Source organism: Aeromonas sp. FDAARGOS 1410 (assembly GCF_019048745.1).
GTDB classification, from domain to species: Bacteria; Pseudomonadota; Gammaproteobacteria; order Enterobacterales; family Aeromonadaceae; genus Aeromonas; species Aeromonas jandaei.
This window is the reverse complement of the sequence record NZ_CP077401.1, coordinates 3,757,868-3,773,690: the sequence shown is the minus strand read 5'-3', so window position 1 is coordinate 3,773,690 and position 15,823 is coordinate 3,757,868. Positions and strand designations below refer to the sequence as shown.

The 15,823-nt window shown below is 60.1% G+C and carries 11 protein-coding genes and 3 tRNA genes; 3 read left to right on the top strand and 11 right to left on the bottom strand.

Annotated features, from left to right (window positions below; all coding sequences use genetic code 11):
• The gene (locus I6L40_RS17520; protein WP_216994649.1) at positions 1–639 is read right to left on the bottom strand and encodes a response regulator transcription factor; all 639 of its coding nucleotides are present in this window, start codon (positions 637–639) and stop codon (positions 1–3) included.
• Between the two features lie 317 nt (positions 640–956).
• On the opposite strand from I6L40_RS17520, the gene I6L40_RS17515 reads away from it, so the two are divergent.
• Positions 957–4,169 (top strand): transporter substrate-binding domain-containing protein, encoded by a 3,213-nt coding sequence (locus I6L40_RS17515; RefSeq protein ID WP_367948935.1) that lies wholly within the window; start codon positions 957–959, stop codon positions 4,167–4,169.
• Between the two features lie 9 nt (positions 4,170–4,178).
• On the opposite strand, the gene I6L40_RS17510 is transcribed toward I6L40_RS17515, so the two are convergent.
• The 5 genes from I6L40_RS17510 to astB all read right to left on the bottom strand — a co-directional run bounded on the left by I6L40_RS17510 (position 4,179) and on the right by astB (position 6,516).
• Positions 4,179–4,463, bottom strand: coding sequence for a hypothetical protein (locus I6L40_RS17510; protein ID WP_041210732.1), 285 nt, complete (start codon positions 4,461–4,463; stop codon positions 4,179–4,181).
• 138 nt (positions 4,464–4,601) lie between these two features.
• A tRNA-Tyr gene (locus tag I6L40_RS17505) sits at positions 4,602–4,686 on the bottom strand.
• Between the two features lie 31 nt (positions 4,687–4,717).
• Positions 4,718–4,802 (bottom strand) — tRNA-Tyr (locus I6L40_RS17500).
• A gap of 30 nt (positions 4,803–4,832) precedes the next feature.
• Positions 4,833–4,917, bottom strand: a tRNA-Tyr gene (locus tag I6L40_RS17495).
• A gap of 261 nt (positions 4,918–5,178) precedes the next feature.
• Positions 5,179–6,516, bottom strand: a complete 1,338-nt coding sequence (gene astB, locus I6L40_RS17490; protein WP_071915085.1) for an N-succinylarginine dihydrolase — start codon at positions 6,514–6,516, stop codon at positions 5,179–5,181.
• Positions 6,517–6,860: 344 nt separating this feature from the next.
• Between astB and topA the strand changes: the two genes are divergently transcribed.
• Positions 6,861–9,482, top strand: coding sequence for a type I DNA topoisomerase (topA, locus tag I6L40_RS17485; protein ID WP_071915087.1), 2,622 nt, complete (start codon positions 6,861–6,863; stop codon positions 9,480–9,482).
• Positions 9,483–9,579: 97 nt separating this feature from the next.
• Positions 9,580–9,744: a hypothetical protein gene (locus I6L40_RS17480; RefSeq protein ID WP_165791285.1), complete on the top strand. Its 165-nt coding sequence runs from the start codon at positions 9,580–9,582 to the stop codon at positions 9,742–9,744.
• A 40-nt stretch (positions 9,745–9,784) separates the two neighbouring features.
• On the opposite strand, the gene I6L40_RS17475 is transcribed toward I6L40_RS17480, so the two are convergent.
• The 5 genes from I6L40_RS17475 to I6L40_RS17455 all read right to left on the bottom strand — a co-directional run bounded on the left by I6L40_RS17475 (position 9,785) and on the right by I6L40_RS17455 (position 15,821).
• A complete protein-coding gene (locus tag I6L40_RS17475; RefSeq protein WP_042029407.1) occupies positions 9,785–10,129 on the bottom strand; it encodes an MGMT family protein in 345 nt (114 codons plus the stop codon).
• 154 nt (positions 10,130–10,283) lie between these two features.
• Positions 10,284–12,149: a beta-N-acetylhexosaminidase gene (locus I6L40_RS17470; protein ID WP_071915089.1), complete on the bottom strand. Its 1,866-nt coding sequence runs from the start codon at positions 12,147–12,149 to the stop codon at positions 10,284–10,286.
• Positions 12,134–13,006: a BadF/BadG/BcrA/BcrD ATPase family protein gene (locus tag I6L40_RS17465; RefSeq protein WP_216994647.1), complete on the bottom strand. Its 873-nt coding sequence runs from the start codon at positions 13,004–13,006 to the stop codon at positions 12,134–12,136. Before I6L40_RS17465 ends, I6L40_RS17470 begins: the two co-directional genes overlap by 16 nt.
• A complete protein-coding gene (locus tag I6L40_RS17460; protein WP_216994646.1) occupies positions 12,999–14,714 on the bottom strand; it encodes a glycoside hydrolase family 9 protein in 1,716 nt (571 codons plus the stop codon). The genes I6L40_RS17465 and I6L40_RS17460 overlap by 8 nt, the downstream gene beginning before the upstream one ends.
• Before the next feature lie 114 nt (positions 14,715–14,828).
• Positions 14,829–15,821: an ABC transporter ATP-binding protein gene (locus I6L40_RS17455; protein ID WP_198505890.1), complete on the bottom strand. Its 993-nt coding sequence runs from the start codon at positions 15,819–15,821 to the stop codon at positions 14,829–14,831.
• Between the last annotated feature and the right edge of the window lie 2 nt (positions 15,822–15,823).

Genomic DNA, 15,823 nt, shown 5'->3' with positions numbered 1-15,823 from the left:
TTAATATAGACCATTCTCCCGTGCATACAGAAATAGAGCGCTATCACTTTGCAAGCCGAGTCGTACCATGGCGCTTTTTTTCTGGGTGCTGATGGTTTTGACGCTGCGATGAAGGTAGTCGGCAACCTGAGTAACCGACATGCCGCTGGCCAGCAAGCGCACTACTTCACTCTCCTTGGGCGTCAGCGGGTTGTTGTTGCCTTGCCCGGAGATACCGGTACTGGCCAGCTGCATTTGTACTGTCGGGCCAATATAGCGATGGCCGAGCAGTATCTGGCGAATGGCATCGGCAAGTTCATTAATAACCGATTTTTTTAGTATCAGTCCTTTTACCCCAGCCTGAATAAGGGATTGCAAGATGGCACTGTTCTGGATTTGGGTCAGCACAATAACGGGAAGATTGGGATAATCCCGGCGCAACTGCTGGATCATGACCAGCCCATCGCTACGGGTATCTCCTGGCATGCTGAAATCGGTGATCAACAGATCACAATGATGTTGCTGCAATAAATTCAGCAAGTCAGATACCTGATATGCCTCGGCAATCACTTCACAATGGGGGGTTATCTGGTCAATCAGGCTGCGGATCCCGGTCAGAATCAAGGGGTGGTCATCGGCAAGAATAATCTTGAAGGACATGGATGAGCCTCTTATAAAACGGTGAATAATATTCAGGCTATCAAAGCTAACATTTCTATACTACCGTGCGCACCCCATTTTTTCAGGTGCATATATCTTTTGATAAATATATTTGAATCGTTATGTCTATATATTGTTCGCTTATGTCATTAATCAAACGATTCATAATTATTGTCTCTGTTTTTTTCTTGACGCCTGCCGTATTGGCGGAATCTGGCCCCTCTGTCCCAACGATTGAAGTCGGAATATTGGCCGGAGGATGGGGCCCTTTTCAGCAGTGGGACGGCAAGGCCGCCGCCGGCTTCAGTGTCGAGTTGATGGAGCAGTTGGCCAAGAAACTGGACTATCGGATTGCCTGGCGTATCTATCCGAACTGGGAAGCCATGTATAGCGATGCCTGCCGTGGCAAGCTCGATATCCTGCTTGATGCCTTTAACTCTGAAGTGCGCCAGTGCGTCACCTATAGCCTGCCTTACTACACCTCGCCGACTGTGGTGGTGGTGCGCCAGGACAGCCCCCTGTTTCGGGATGTGAGCCGGTTACAGTCCGCAAGCATTGCCATCGAAAAAGGCTTTCTGACCGAGAAACTGGTGAAACTGCATTATCCCAATGTCACACCTCGGCTCTTTGTCGATACCCGCCGCGCATTGCAGGCGGTTGAACAAGGTCGGGCAGATGCCTATATCGGCAATCTTCATGTGGCCAACCTGTTTATCGAGCGTCACCCGGCACTGGCAGTGGTCGCCCAGTCACCCTTGTTGATGGAGACCCTTCACCTTGGCATTGCCAGCCGGAAACACACTCTTGCTATCCGGCTTGATACGGCGATTCAGGCGCTGACGGTCGAGGCGCGCAGTGAACTGGAGAAACGGTGGCTGGGGGAGAGTCTGACGCCCAATTTCATGGGGCACAGCAATTTTTTGCTGCGTCCTGATGAGCGTGGCTGGCTCTCGACGCTGCCACCGCTAAAGCTGGGTTTGATCCCCGGCTGGGTGCCCTTCTCCTATCACGATGAGGATGGCAATTCGGTCGGCTTGATAGCGGATTATCTGAACGTGTTGCAAGAGAAGCTGGGATTGGCATACAGCAGCATCCCTGTACAGAGCTGGCCCGAACTGCAACAACTGCTGCTGCATCACGATGTGGATCTGGCAGTACTGCCCACACGGATCATCGAGCGGTTGGTGGGTTGGCATGCCAGCGAGCCCTTCGCATCATTCCCGTTGGTGCTGGTGACGGCACGCGGTAGCCTCCCTATCGGGGATCTCTCTGATCTGGCCGGCAAACAGCTGCTGCTGACCGACAGCATGCTGATCCCCGAGCTCAGGGCACTGGTGCCCGCCCTTAAACTGACCACGACCCGTGATGCCAGCGATGGGCTCGCCCGTGTCGCCGCTGGGCAAGGGGATGCCTATATCGGCAATCTGGTGGTGGTCTCCCGTCTTGTCGCCGAGCAGTTTGATGACCGTCTTCATATCGCCGCGCCAACCCCTTTCAAGGATGAGCTGGCTGTGGCGGTACGTGAGCCATACGCACCCTTGTTGCCTTTGGTGAACCGGGTGCTGGCCAGCATGAGCGACAAGGAGCAGCGCCAGATCCGCAACAGCTGGTTGGCGCTCAATTACAGCGAAGGGATCCCCAGGGCGAAACTGGTGCGCACCCTGCTGCCGGTCGGGCTGGCCATCAGCTTGTTTATCCTGACGCTGCTGGTCGCTTACTGGCGCTTGCGGCAGGAGATCACCCGCCGGCATCAGGTCGAGCTGGCACTGGCCAGCGCCAAGGTGCGGGCCGAGTCGGCTGCCACCATAAAGGGTGAATTTCTGGCCACCATGAGCCACGAGATCCGTACCCCGATGAACGGCATCGTCGGTATGGCGGAGCAGCTTTCGCTGACCGGGTTGAGCGAAGATCAGCGCCAGATGGTGGAGATCATCAACCGGGGCGCGCAGGGGTTGCATGCGCTGATCGACAACGTGCTCGACTACGCCAAGCTGGAGGCGGGCAAGATGGTGCTCGACGAAGTACCATTCCTGATGCGCGAGCTGATTGATAGCGTGCTGACCATGACGGTCAGCGAGGTACAGCACAAGGGACTGCGAGTCTATCTGCTGGCGGATCAGGAGGTAGCCGCCCGTCTTCATGGCGATGTGCTAAGACTGCGCCAGATCCTCTTCAACTTTGTCAGCAATGCCATCAAGTTTACCGAGCGCGGTTTTATCGAGCTTTCCCTCGCGGTACTGCAGGAGGCAGAGGGGAGGCAGCGGCTGCAGTTCGGGGTACGAGATAGCGGGATTGGCATGAGTGACGAGGCGCAAAGCCGGATCTTCAACGCTTTTGAACAGGCGGAGAGCTCGACTACCCGCAGTTACGGCGGCAGCGGGTTGGGGCTAAGCATCTGTCACACCCTTGCCGGATTGATGCAGGGAGAGATTGGACTGCAGAGCTCGCCGGGCCTTGGCACCTTTATCACGCTGACCGTGACTCTGCCGGTTGTGGCCCACTCCGAGCCAGATCCGCACCTCGCCGGGATGCATGCTGTCATCGAGCTGCGCGATGAGAAATTGCGTCACACCCTGTTGCTGCACCTCGGTGCGCTGGGGGTGAGCTGCACCGGGCACGCGGGTGGGGCGGAGCTGCACTTTAGCGACAGCGAACAGGCTCCCAGTGATGCGATCGGGTTGGTAGAGCTGAATTCGCCCATGGGTTATCGGCGCGAAGCGGGGCGTTATCTGCTCAACAGCAATCCTCTGACCTGGCATGCGGTACGCGAGGTGTGTTATCGCCAGCTGGGATTGGCCGATGCCTTGCTGCCGGCCCCGCTGCGCGAACAGGCTGAAGCCGGCGAGCTGCTGCCCTACCGGATCCTGCTGGTGGAGGATAACCCGCTAAACCAGTCGTTGGTGATGCGCCAGCTTGGCCAGCTTGGCTTGCATTGTGATCTGGCCGGGCAGGGGGAGCAGGCGCTGGAGATGGTGGCGCGCACTCCTTACGATCTGGTGCTGTGCGACTGCCAGATGCCGGTGATGGACGGCTACGAGTTCACCCGCAAGGTGCGCGAGCAGGAGGATCTGGATGAGCGGTTGCTGATCATCGCCATGACCGCCAACGTGTTGCCGGAACAGCGCGAACGCTGCTTTGCCGCCGGGATGGATGATCTGCTCGGCAAGCCGGTACTGCTGGCTGGATTGCGCCAGATGTTGCTGAAGTGGCATATCCTCCCCTCCGAACGGCTACTCGACCTCGCGGTGGTGAGCTCGTTGTTTGGTGCAGGTGAGCCGTTGCGACAGGCGTTGCAGCTGTGTCGTCACGAACTGGAGCGTGGACTTGGCATGCGTCCGCAAGAAGACATCGCCTTGGCCGAGTGGGTGCACCGTCAGGCGGGTACGCTCGCCATGATGATCCCGGAGGCTGCTGAGCAGGGCTGGCGGCTGGAGGAGCGGATCCGTCAACAAGGTGCCGCAGCGTGTGGCGATGAACTTGCGCGGTTTTGTGCGCTGTTACAGCAGCTGGTCGATGAGCTGGCGGTGTGAGTCAGTAATCTAGTGGATGGCTGCAAGCGCCATCTCGAAGCGCTGTTCGCGAATGGTGCGAGGCATGGCGCCATTGGTGGCGCCAGCCAGCCACTCCCAGTCAAGTCTGGGGCTGCCCGCTTTGAAGCGCTGATAGGGAATACCCTGCTTCACTGTCACGAAGAGCGTCGTGGGCAGGCCCAGCTTGTTGCTGTAGCGAACCATCAGGTCGCCCTGATAGCCCTCCATGCGCTTTTTCAGGGCTTGCAGGGTGAGCCCTGTGGCATGGCCATGTTCGTCCCAGATCTCAAACATGATGTGAATACTCTGGTATAGGTGGTGATAAATTGAACATGATGGGTTGCAAATGCAACTGTCAGATCTGACAAGATGGTTAGGTAGCATGGGCTGGAAAAGCGAAAACCCGGCGCTAGGCCGGGCTTTCTTGAATGATGGTGGAGGGAGAAGGATTCGAACCTTCGAAGGCAGAGCCGTCAGATTTACAGTCTGATCCCTTTGGCCGCTCGGGAACCCCTCCACAGGGGTATTGCATATTTTGTTCAGGAAGATGGTGGAGGGAGAAGGATTCGAACCTTCGAAGGCAGAGCCGTCAGATTTACAGTCTGATCCCTTTGGCCGCTCGGGAACCCCTCCACGGGGTATTTTCCTGATTGTTGCACTTGATGGTGGAGGGAGAAGGATTCGAACCTTCGAAGGCAGAGCCGTCAGATTTACAGTCTGATCCCTTTGGCCGCTCGGGAACCCCTCCCCAAGTGCGAGGCGCATACTAACAGATCTTCGCTCTTTGTGAACCCCTTGAAGCGTTTCTGGCAGCAAAAAATGACTGTTCGTCGATTTTTTGATACATCGTGCTCAAAATTCAGACTTATCAGCAAGTTGTGCGCTGCTTTTCTATGCAGTCCCGTTGCGGGCTCAGGTCGAAAAATTCAGAATTTGTTGAGAGACAGACAAAAAGACCGCCTGACATAGCGGTCTTTTGCTGAATTGAGCTTGAGCTCTGGTGCGATGATTAGCGCTGGAACGGGTAGATGGACCCCAGTTTCAGGATCTGGGTCAGCTCGTCCAGTGCGCTGCGAGACTCCTGCACCAGGGTCGGATCACGCAGATCGTCCAGGGTCAGGCGGTCACGATAGTGGCGATCGACCCAGCCATCGAGGCGGGTGAACTGGCTGTCGTTGATCAGGCAGGCCTGATTGACAGCCGCGAGTTCGGCATCGTTCATGGCGACCCGCAGCCGCAGACAGGCGGGGCCGCCGCCGTTGCGCATGCTCTGCTTGACGTCCATGTAGTGAACGGCCTTGATCGGTGTGTTCATGGTCAGCAGCTTGTTCAGGTACGCCGACACCGCCGGATTGTCGCGGCACTCGGTGGGGGCGATGATCGCCATTTCGCCATTGGGCAGGGTGAGGATCTGGGTGTTGAACAGATAGGATTTCACTGCATCCAGCACAGATACCTCGGCGGTCGGCACCTCGATAAAGTGCAGCTCCCCTTCGCCAAACTTGGTCTGCACCTCGGCCAGCGCCTGTTTGGTGTTGAGAAATGCCTGCTGGTGGAAGAAGAGTACATTCTGGTTACCCACAGCGATCACGTCGTTGTGGAATACCCCCTGATCGATCACCTCCGGATTTTGCTGGATAAAGACCACGCTCTCCTCATCAAGACCATGCAGGCGGGCGATGGCCTGACTTGCCTCCAGAGTCTGGCGGGCCGGATAGCGCTTTGGTGCCGGGCGGGAGAGATCAAAGGCGCTGCGGCCATAGACGAACAGCTCGACACCCGCTTCGCCATAGGCGCGGCAGAGCCGGGTGTGGTTGGCTGCCCCCTCATCGCCGAAGTGATCGTTCTCCGGCAGATGGAGGTGGTGGCTGAAGTGGCGCTCGTTATTGAACACTGCGCGCAGGATCCGGCCAGTGACATCCGGCTCGAGGGAGCGGTGAAACTTGTTGGTCAGGTTGGCGGGGGTGAAGTGAATGCGACCATCCTGAGTATCGGCACTCGGGGAGACGGTGGCGGCGTTGGCAGTCCACATGCTGGAGGCCGAATAGCAGGCGGCCAGTACGGCAGGAGCCTGTTTGGCGGCCTGTTCCAGCACCCGGGCATCGCTGCCGGTAAAGCCGAGGCGGCGCAGGGTGGCAAGATCGGGGCGCTCTTGTGGCGCCAGCACCCCCTGGGTCATGCCGAGCTCGGTCAGCGCCTTCATCTTGCGTAGCCCCTGTTTGGCCGCCTCTTTCGGGTTGGAGGCTTCCTGAGCGTTGTTCTGGGAGGCGACGTTGCCGTAGGAGAGACCGGCGTAGTTGTGGGTCGGGCCGACCAGTCCGTCGAAATTGACCTCGAAGTGCTTCATTGAGTACATCCTTTCGATTTTTATGATGGGTAGCGGATTCCTTCCGCGCACAATGCGTCGGGGTGGGGCCATTATAAAGAGATTTTATGTTTTTGTAACAAGCCGGTAACCAGCAGACGTTTTTATGTCGTTTCAGATATAAAAAGAGGGGCCGTATGGCAGAAAAATGAAAAAGCGGTTGCACCCGACGCTGACCCTTCGCATTAATAAATAAAGAAGCAGCGCGGTAGGGGCTGGTCAGGCAAATTGAGTCACAAGATTGCTTTTTCCCGTCAAATCTCTTATACAGCCCCACAAAACCGCACACCAACCCCGTCGGGTGCAATGAGGATAATAGTTACAGCATGGGCAAATCACTGGTCATAGTGGAGTCTCCGGCCAAGGCCAAGACCATCAACAAATATCTGGGCAAGGACTACGTGGTGAAATCCAGCGTGGGTCATGTTCGCGATCTGCCCACCAGCGGCAGCGCCAGCACCGAGCCCAAGAAACCCGTCATTCGCGGCATCAAGTTGAGCGAAACCGAAAAGGCAGCCAAGGAGCGCAAAGCCCTGTTTGCCCGGATGGGGATCAACCCGACCGCGGGCTGGCAGGCCAACTACCAGATTTTGCCCGGCAAGGAGAAGGTGGTCAGCGAGTTGCAAAGTCTGGCCGAGAAGGCAGACACCATCTATCTCGCAACCGACTTGGATAGAGAAGGGGAAGCGATCGCCTGGCACCTGCGCGAGATCATCGGTGGCGACGAGAGCCGCTACAAGCGCGTGGTGTTCAACGAGATCACCAAGACCGCCATCAAGGAGGCGTTTGCCCAGCCCTCCGAGCTCAACATTGACCGCGTCAACGCCCAGCAGGCCCGTCGTTTCCTCGACCGCGTCGTGGGCTACATGGTCTCTCCGCTGCTGTGGAAAAAGTTGGCGCGCGGCCTCTCTGCCGGCCGGGTGCAGTCCGTCGCGGTGCGTCTGATCGTCGATAAAGAGCGCGAAATCAAGGCGTTCGTGCCGGTCGAGTTCTGGGATCTCAACGCTGACCTGCTGACTGGTGACAAGGCTGATCTGCGGATGGAAGTAGTCAGCCGCAACGGCGCCGACTTCAAGCCGGTCACCCAGGCCGAGACCTTCGCCGCCGTCGCAGCGCTGGAAGGGGTCGACTACAAGGTGGTGAACCGGGAAGACAAGCCGACCGGTTCCAAGCCTTCTGCTCCTTTCATCACCTCTACTCTGCAGCAGGCGGCCTCTACCCGGCTGAGCTTCGGGGTCAAGAAGACCATGATGATGGCCCAGCGTCTCTATGAAGCGGGTTACATCACCTATATGCGTACCGACTCCACCAACCTCAGCAAAGAGGCAGTGGACGCGGTGCGAGAATATATCGGCGAGCAGTATGGCTCAGCCTACCTGCCGGCCGAGCCTAACCTCTACGGTGCCAAGGCCAATGCCCAGGAGGCCCACGAAGCGATCCGCCCCTCCAGTGTGCTGGTGACTGCCGAGATGCTGGAAGGGATGGAACCGGATGCGATGCGCCTGTACGACCTCATCTGGCGTCAGTTTGTCGCCTGCCAGATGACCCCGGCTCAGTACGACTCCTCCACCCTGACCGTCAAGGCGGGCGAGTTCGAGCTCAAAGCCCGTGGCCGTACCCTGCGCTTCGCCGGTTGGACCAAGGCGCTGCCGCCGATGGGCCGCAAGGGCGAAGACAGCCAGCTGCCGGCGGTGACTGTCGGCGAGGTTCTGAAACTGGTCAAACTGGATCCGCGTCAGCACTTCACCAAGCCGCCCGCCCGCTTCACCGAAGCAGCGCTGGTGCGCGAGCTGGAAAAACGCGGCATTGGTCGTCCGTCTACCTACGCCTCCATCATCTCCACCATCGTCGATCGCGGGTATGTGCGGGTCGACAGTCGCCGTTTCTTCGCCGAGAAGATGGGCGAGATCGTCACCGATCGTCTGGTCGAGAACTTCGTCGAGCTGATGAACTACGAGTTCACCGCCAAGATGGAAGACAAGCTCGATGGCATCGCCGAAGGGAGCCTCGAGTGGAAGAAGGTGCTGGATGCCTTCTACGCCGAGTTTACCCATGAGCTGGAGAAGGCGGACAAGGCGCCGGAAGAGGGTGGCATGCGTGCCAACCAGATGGTGCTGACCGATATCGACTGCCCTGATTGCGGGCGCAAGATGGGTATCCGTACCGCCACCACCGGTGTCTTCCTTGGTTGCTCCGGTTATGCCCTGCCGCCGAAAGAGCGCTGCAAGAAGACCATCAACCTGGTCTCTGCCGACGAATTTGTCTCTGCCACTGACGGCGAAGAGGCTGAAACCGAGGCGCTGCGTGCCAAGCACCGCTGCGGTGTCTGTGGCACCGCGATGGATGCCTACATCATTGACGACAGCCGCAAGCTGCACGTCTGTGGTCGCAACCCCGATTGCGATGGCTACGAAATTGAAAAAGGTCAGTTCAAACTCAAGGGCTACGAAGGGCCGAGCATCGAGTGTGACCGCTGTGGCAGCGAGATGCAGCTCAAGAACGGTCGTTTCGGCAAGTACATGGGCTGCACCAACGAGACCTGCAAGAACACTCGCAAGATCCTGAAAAACGGTGACATCGCGCCGCCGAAAGAGGATCCGGTGCCGCTGCCCGAGCTCAAGTGCACCCAGTCCGATGCCCACTTTGTGCTGCGCGACGGGGCTGCCGGTCTGTTCCTGGCTGCCAGCAACTTCCCCAAATCGCGCGAGACCCGCGCGCCGCTGGTGGAGGAGCTCAAGCGCTTCAAGGATCGCATCTCGGCCAAGCACAAGTATCTGGCGGGAGCCCCGCTCACCGATCCGGATGGCAACCCGGCCATCGTGCGCTTCAGTCGCAAGACCAAGGAGCAGTACGTAATGACCGAGGTCAACGGCAAGGCGACCGGTTGGACCGCTCACTACGATAACGGTACCTGGCAAGAGAGTTTGCCAAAGGCGAAGAAAGCCTGATGAGAAAGAGGCCCCGACAAGGGGCCTCTTTGCTTGTTGAGCAGCATATACTGAGTACCAGCTGCAAGGAGTGCAGCGTTGTAACAGGGAGGTGGTGATGGAGATACACGAGATCCGGCCGGGCATGAGCTGCATGACCCGTGAAGGGGCGGCCTATGTGCTGGAAGTGGACCGGCAGAGCTTGCTGGTGCTGCTGCAGCGCGAAGATGAGACCATTCCGGTGCAGGTACGCAGTGACGAGATCCTGGCTCCGCTGGAGTGAGCGTCAGGCCAACAATCACCACTTCAGGTGAAGAACAATATCAAAATGGCAGTAAAAACAGCAGCTCGGCCAGGTCGGGCTGCCACTGCCAATCCCGCATTCTGACTCGCCCGCCAATCACGGCAACCCCCTCTTCCTGCAACAAGCCGACCTGGGTGGCAAATCCTTCAGACCCTTTGGGCAACGAAATGGTACCGGCAGCGCCGAGCACCCTGTGCCATGGCAGCACCTTGTCGGTCTCCCGCAGCACCTTGCCCACCAGCCTTGCCCGCCCGGGTAGACCCGCCAGATCGGCAACCTGACCGTAGCTGGCCACCTTGCCTGCAGGAATGAGCGCGATAATCGCCTCGATTCTGGCCACTTTTTCATGGGAGGGGTGATACATGGAGAGTCTGCTGTTGCCGTTGAGTGGATGGGTCATTGTGGCTTCTCGGCGGGGTCGGGAGCAAGGCGTGGGAGAGGTTGGAATATCTGATATCAGGGGATGGTGGGGCCTGAATAAAAAAGGCGGCCTGAGGGCCGCCAAAGTAAAGACAACATTACCTCTGTGGCATCCGGTAGCGCACCTGCAGCTGGTCGAGGATCTGCAGTTGGCCGGGCAGCCGGGCGGCGAAGTGCTCCCATCCCTTGCGGGCGGGCTCGCTCCAGGCCACCTCGGCCGTGGCCAGCATGCGCGGGAACAACATGTAGTCGAGACGATCGCGCGAGGTGATCAATTCTGACCACAAGGGGCTCAGCACCCCGAGGATGTTATCGCTGGCATGGAAATCGGCTGGGGCAGGATCGCATGAGTAGATCTGCTCCAGATTGAGGGTGCCCGCCCAGTAGAGGCCGGGTTCGTGAATATCGGCGCTCCAGGCGAGGTCGAGATAGAGGAACTGGGCGGGCGCCATTACCACCGGATAACCGGCCGCGGCTGCGTCCAGCCCAGCCTGAAAGCTGGTCCAGGCGCAGATGGCCGCTTTGCGGCTCACCTTGTCCCCATGCAGGATCTCCTCCCAGCCGATCATCTGTTTGCCTCTGGCGGCCAGATAGCGCTGGCAGTGGCGCAACAGATGGCCCTGCAGTTCGCGGCAGTCGGCGTAGCCCTGCTCGGTCATCAGCTGCTGGCAGGCGGGACTGTCGGTCCAGACGCCGCTTGGAACTTCATCTCCCCCCATGTGGATCTGGGGGCCGGGGAAGAGCTCGCACACCTCGTCCAGCACCGCTTCCAGAAAACGGTAGGTGCCGGGGAGGGCGGGGTTGAGCACATTGTCGTCAAAGTGCTGCACCGAGCGGTAGCGGGAGCGATCAGCCTCTTCCACCAGCAGATCCGGCAGCGCCTTGATGGCGGCGTGGCAGTGACCCGGAATGTCGATTTCGGGGATGATGGTGATACCAAGCCCTTCGGCATAGGCCACCAGCTCGCGCACCTCGCTCTGGGTGTAGTAGCCACCGTAGGGGCTGGGGCCACCGCTCAGCTGCGGATCTATGGCCAGCTCATGGCCGCGCCAGGCACCCACCGTGGTGAGCTCGGGGAAGGCATTGATCTCGAGGCGCCACCCCTCGTCATCGGTCAGATGCCAGTGGAAGCGGTTGAACTTGTAGAGGCTCATCAGCTTGAGCAGCCGCTTGATGGTCGCCGTGCTGTGAAAGTGGCGGGCGCAGTCGAGAAAGATGGCGCGAAAGCCAAAGCGCGGGCTGTCCTCCAGCGTCAGGCAGGGCAGGCTCTCGCCGTGCTGCAGATACCACTGGGCCAGCGTGACCAGAGCGTGACGCCAGCCGCTCTCGCCCGCAGCGGCAATCACTATCTCCTCTTCGGTGATGGTGAGCTGGTAGGCTTCGGGGGCCAGCGCTGTCTCAACCAACCTGATCGCGGCGTCGTGATCCTGCTCCAGTGCCAGCGATGTGAGCTCGTTGAAGTGGCCAAGCAAGCCGCTGATATCGCGGATGGCGCTCACGTGGGCCCGCTCGGCGAGGCGAAAATATCCCTCCTGCAGTGTCAGATGTGCGGGCTGCGGCACTATGCCGGGCAGCGGTTCGACGTCCGGCAGGTCTGGCTTGCGGGTGAGCGGGTTTTCCAGCCCCAGCTCCTCTGCGGCCAGGGTCACCGGCAGCAGCTGGGGGCCTGTGGTGGCGTCGGGCAGGCTCAGGAAGAAGCCCTGCGGCATGTCGGAGATCTTTTTGAGGGGAGTCTGGCGGCAGCAAAACAGGATCTCGTTGCTGCCAGTCTGCGGGATCAGCACCTTGTAGCTGCCGCTCTGGCGCTCCAGCTCGCCCCCTTGCAGCGATTCCGGGTCGATATGGCGTGCCAGACAGAAGTGCAGCTTCCAAGCCTCTGCCGGCAGATTGGACAGGGTGAAGGCAAACCAGACATCCTCGCCGTCACGTCGGGTGACCCGGGAGTGGATCAGGGGTGTAGACATGGATAATCCTCTGATTGGGCAAACAGGATGGCCCCGTCGAGTGCATCGCTTCTGGGGGCCACAAGGTTCAGCTCGCCAAGGCGAGGGGCGAGGCGGGTGCCGATACCACCCAGCAGGGCGATCTTGGTGGCACCCAGCAACTTCATTCCCTCCAGCAGGATGGTGAGCTGGGCGCAAGTCTCATCCAGCAACTGGTTGGCGAGATCATCGCCGTCGCTGGCCGCATCGAATACCCAGGGGGCGAAGCGGCCGTAGTCGGCGGGAATGGCGCGAGCAGCCCAGCGCACTACCTCGGCCTGATCCCGTTTGAAGTGGTCGAGCAAACGGATGGCCAGGGTGCTGGGGGGCAGGATGCCGTCGTGGCAGAGCAGGGATTGCTGGATGGCGCGTAAGCCCAGCCAGGCGCCGCTGCCGAGATCCGAAATGGGAAAGCCCCGCCCGGAGCAGGTGCGGATCTGGTGATTCTGATAAACCAGCCCGACCGAACCGGTGCCGGCGATCAGAATGGCCCCCTCCCGACCACCAAAGGCGCCGAGGCAGGCGCCGAAGGCATCGGAGGTGAGCTTGACGCTCGCAAAGGGGAAGGGCATCTCGAGCAGGGCGTGATAGCAGTCGGCCAGCTCGGCGGAGGCGAGCGCCAGCCCGACCCCCATCTGTTGTTCGCACTCGATGCCGAGTCCGGCCGTAAGGCGAGCGCTGGCGATGGCGGCCAGCACATTTGCATGAGCGTGAGGGATCCCCAGCTCAAGATTGGAGCCGGCGGCGCGCCCTTCGCCGAGCAGCTTGCCGGCTCGATCCCGAATGCGGGCGCGGGTGTGGGTGCCACCGCCATCGACCCCGACCCAGTACTCAATCATGGCGACCTCCTGCGGCATTTTGCCAGCTGATGGCAAGGGCAAACCAGGCTGCATGGGGGATCCACTGCTCGCCCCAACGCCAGTTCTGATCCAGCCGTTCCCTGTACTCCTCCGGAATAAAGGCCACCTCAATTTCGTCATCAAACCCTGAGGTGATGCCGTTGCAGATGCCCCCCTGCGCATTGGGATAACCGGCGGTATAGGTGGGGTTATTGATGCCGTGACCGGTCAGCATGCAGGCGTTAAAGGGGTTTTGCCCGAGGATCCAGTCGAGCTGGTGCTGACCGAAAGTGCGCAGCAACCTGTTCTGTAGAGGCAACTGTGCCGCGGCGGCAAAGGCCATCGCGGCCAGCGAGGCCAGCCGGGCATTCTCCCCCTGCCACCAGTAACCGGATTCGTTGTTGTGAGGCATAAAGAAGCTGACGCGCGGCGCTTCATCCACCCCTTTGACATATTGTCGGGCGAGGGAGAAGGGGTTACCCGCCCGTGCGCAGAGCGCCAACTCGGCGGCCAGCGCCTGCTCCACCACGGTTTGTACCCGGGCCTGGTGCCCCTGATCCGGCTCTACGCCCAGATATTCCAGCAGCGCCAGCACCGGCAGCCCCGCTTCGGCGGCGTGATAGTAGGGGCGCGAGCCATCCTCGTTGGCCGACCAGTAGTGACCCAGCTCCGGATGAATGCGCTGACGGGCGCAGAGCTTGCTGGCGCGGGCTCTCACCTCATTCAGCCACTCGGAGCCGAAGGTGCGGGTCAGCTCCACCGCCGCCAGCAGGGCGCAGTAGTCGTCGATGATGTTTTCGACCCCGTCGTCCAGATAGGCAAGGTTATGCTCACGCAGATGCAGGTAGCCGCGTTTGGCCGCCTCGGCGTAATGGTTGGTATCGAAGTCACCGCCGATGTGCTCGCGGGCAGCGCGGGCCAGCGCGGCGATGGCCATGCCGCCCCCCTGGCGGAAACCGGCCTGCCAGTTGGCGGATTTGATCCCCTGCTGGGTGGCATAGGCGCACAGCTCGCGCTGGGCGGGATCCTTGCTCCACTTGTCGAACAGGGTCATGTAGAAGAAGCCCGATTCATCCTGCATCCGGCAGAGGAAATCGGCGCCGTGCAGCGCCTCGTCATTGAGCCGCTTGCAGAGGTTGACCCCGTCGATATCGCGGCGCGGGGTCAGCAGTTCCCGGCACTTGAGCAGCGACCACACCACCATGGGGGTCTGCTGGGGGTTGAGGTAGTTGGCGTAGGAGAGGTGGCTCAGGTATTTGCTCATGTCGCCGCTGGCATCGAACCAGCCGCCATGTACATCCCTGTGCTGGTCGGTGCCAAACAGGCGGGCGCTGCGGTCGGCCCGATCAAAGATGCCACTGGCGCGCTGCCCCTTGAAGTAGTGAATGACATCGGAGAGGCAGCGGCTGGCCAGCAGATCCTGGCCGATGGCAAAACGGGTCGAGCGGACAATGCCTTGGGCAGTGATCGCCTCCAGCCGATAATGGCCGGGCTCCTTGAATGCAGAGAAGTCGGCGCGCCAGTAAGCACGCCCCTGCCAGCCGGGAACGCTGCCAGCCGCTTGTAGCGGAGTTTCAAACAGGATCTGGCCATCATCGAGGCGTTGCAGCCTGACATAGCCGCCGAGATCATGGGCGGGGGAGGTTTGCAAGAGGGCGACCTTGTGTCCGTCGCACTCGTAGCCCACCTGATTGATCAAGAGTTCCATCAAGGTATTACTCCTGTGGTTCACCGACTGACGGTGAGGCACATTACGGGGCCGTGGCCGCCCCGTATCGAGGCATGGCCGGACTGTGCAGTCCGGCCGGTCTAAGGCTTACCCTCACTCGTAGAGGTAGCAACGCACGAAGTGGTTGTCGGCAAGCCTGGTGATGGCAGGCAGACTCTCCTTGCAGCGGGGCATCGCCTGATTGCAGCGCCCGGCAAAGGGGCAACCGCAGGACTCGGGCGTCCAGAGCGGGATCTCCCCTTTTCGTCCGCCCTCAAGCTCGGCGTGGATGCTCTTCTCGGGGTCGGGCACCGCCGAGATGAGCAGCTGGGTATAGGGGTGCTGCGGGTGGTGCAGGATCTCGTCCACCTCGCCCCACTCCACCATGTGGCCCACGTACATTACCGCCAGATCTTCCGCCACGTAGCGAGCGGTGGCGATATCGTGGGTGATGTAGAGCATGGAGACGCCAAGCTCATCCTTCATCTGCTCCATCAGGTTGAGGATGCCGATGCGAATGGAGACGTCGAGCATGGAGGTGGGTTCGTCCGCCAATACCACTTCCGCCTCCACCGCCAGATTGCGGGCGATGTTGACCCGCTGGCGCTGGCCGCCGGAGAGCTGGTGCGGGTACTTGGCCGCGGTCGCCTTGGCGGGGGTCAGGCCGACCTTCTCCAGCAGGGCGTAGACCATGTCGGGCAGATCTCTCTTGTCGATCACCTTGCTGTGCAGCAGCAGGGGGCGGGCGATGTGGTGGTAGATGGTGTGGGTCGGGTTGAGCGAACCGAACGGATCTTGCCACACCATCTGCACGCTCTGGCGATAATCCAGCAGGGCGGTGCCCTTGTTGAACTCCTCCAGATCGTGGCCGCGATAGAGAATGCGCCCGGCACTGAGCTTGTACATCTTGGCGATGATCTTGGCGATGGTGCTCTTGCCGGAGCCCGACTCCCCGACCACCGCCAGGGCGCGGCCCCGGTGCAGGTTGAAGGTGATGTCGGAGAGGGCCCGCATCTTGCCACTCTTGATGGCATTGGAGTTGATGGGGAAGTCCTTGTAGAGGTGCTGGACTTCGATGATGGGTGCATCGGTTTTGGCGATTTGCATGA

Bases quoted from the DNA above. Each gene is read 5' to 3' on its own strand.
- I6L40_RS17520 (WP_216994649.1), bottom strand. From the start codon at position 639: ATGTCCTTCAAGATTATTCTTGCCGATGACCACCCCTTGATTCTGACC.
- I6L40_RS17515 (WP_367948935.1), top strand. From the start codon at position 957: ATGGAGCAGTTGGCCAAGAAACTGGACTATCGGATTGCCTGGCGTATC.
- I6L40_RS17510 (WP_041210732.1), bottom strand. From the start codon at position 4,463: ATGTTTGAGATCTGGGACGAACATGGCCATGCCACAGGGCTCACCCTG.
- astB (WP_071915085.1), bottom strand. From the start codon at position 6,516: ATGAAGCACTTCGAGGTCAATTTCGACGGACTGGTCGGCCCGACCCAC.
- topA (WP_071915087.1), top strand. From the start codon at position 6,861: ATGGGCAAATCACTGGTCATAGTGGAGTCTCCGGCCAAGGCCAAGACC.
- I6L40_RS17480 (WP_165791285.1), top strand. From the start codon at position 9,580: ATGGAGATACACGAGATCCGGCCGGGCATGAGCTGCATGACCCGTGAA.
- I6L40_RS17475 (WP_042029407.1), bottom strand. From the start codon at position 10,129: ATGTATCACCCCTCCCATGAAAAAGTGGCCAGAATCGAGGCGATTATC.
- I6L40_RS17470 (WP_071915089.1), bottom strand. From the start codon at position 12,149: ATGTCTACACCCCTGATCCACTCCCGGGTCACCCGACGTGACGGCGAG.
- I6L40_RS17465 (WP_216994647.1), bottom strand. From the start codon at position 13,006: ATGATTGAGTACTGGGTCGGGGTCGATGGCGGTGGCACCCACACCCGC.
- I6L40_RS17460 (WP_216994646.1), bottom strand. From the start codon at position 14,714: ATGGAACTCTTGATCAATCAGGTGGGCTACGAGTGCGACGGACACAAG.
- I6L40_RS17455 (WP_198505890.1), bottom strand. From the start codon at position 15,821: ATGCAAATCGCCAAAACCGATGCACCCATCATCGAAGTCCAGCACCTC.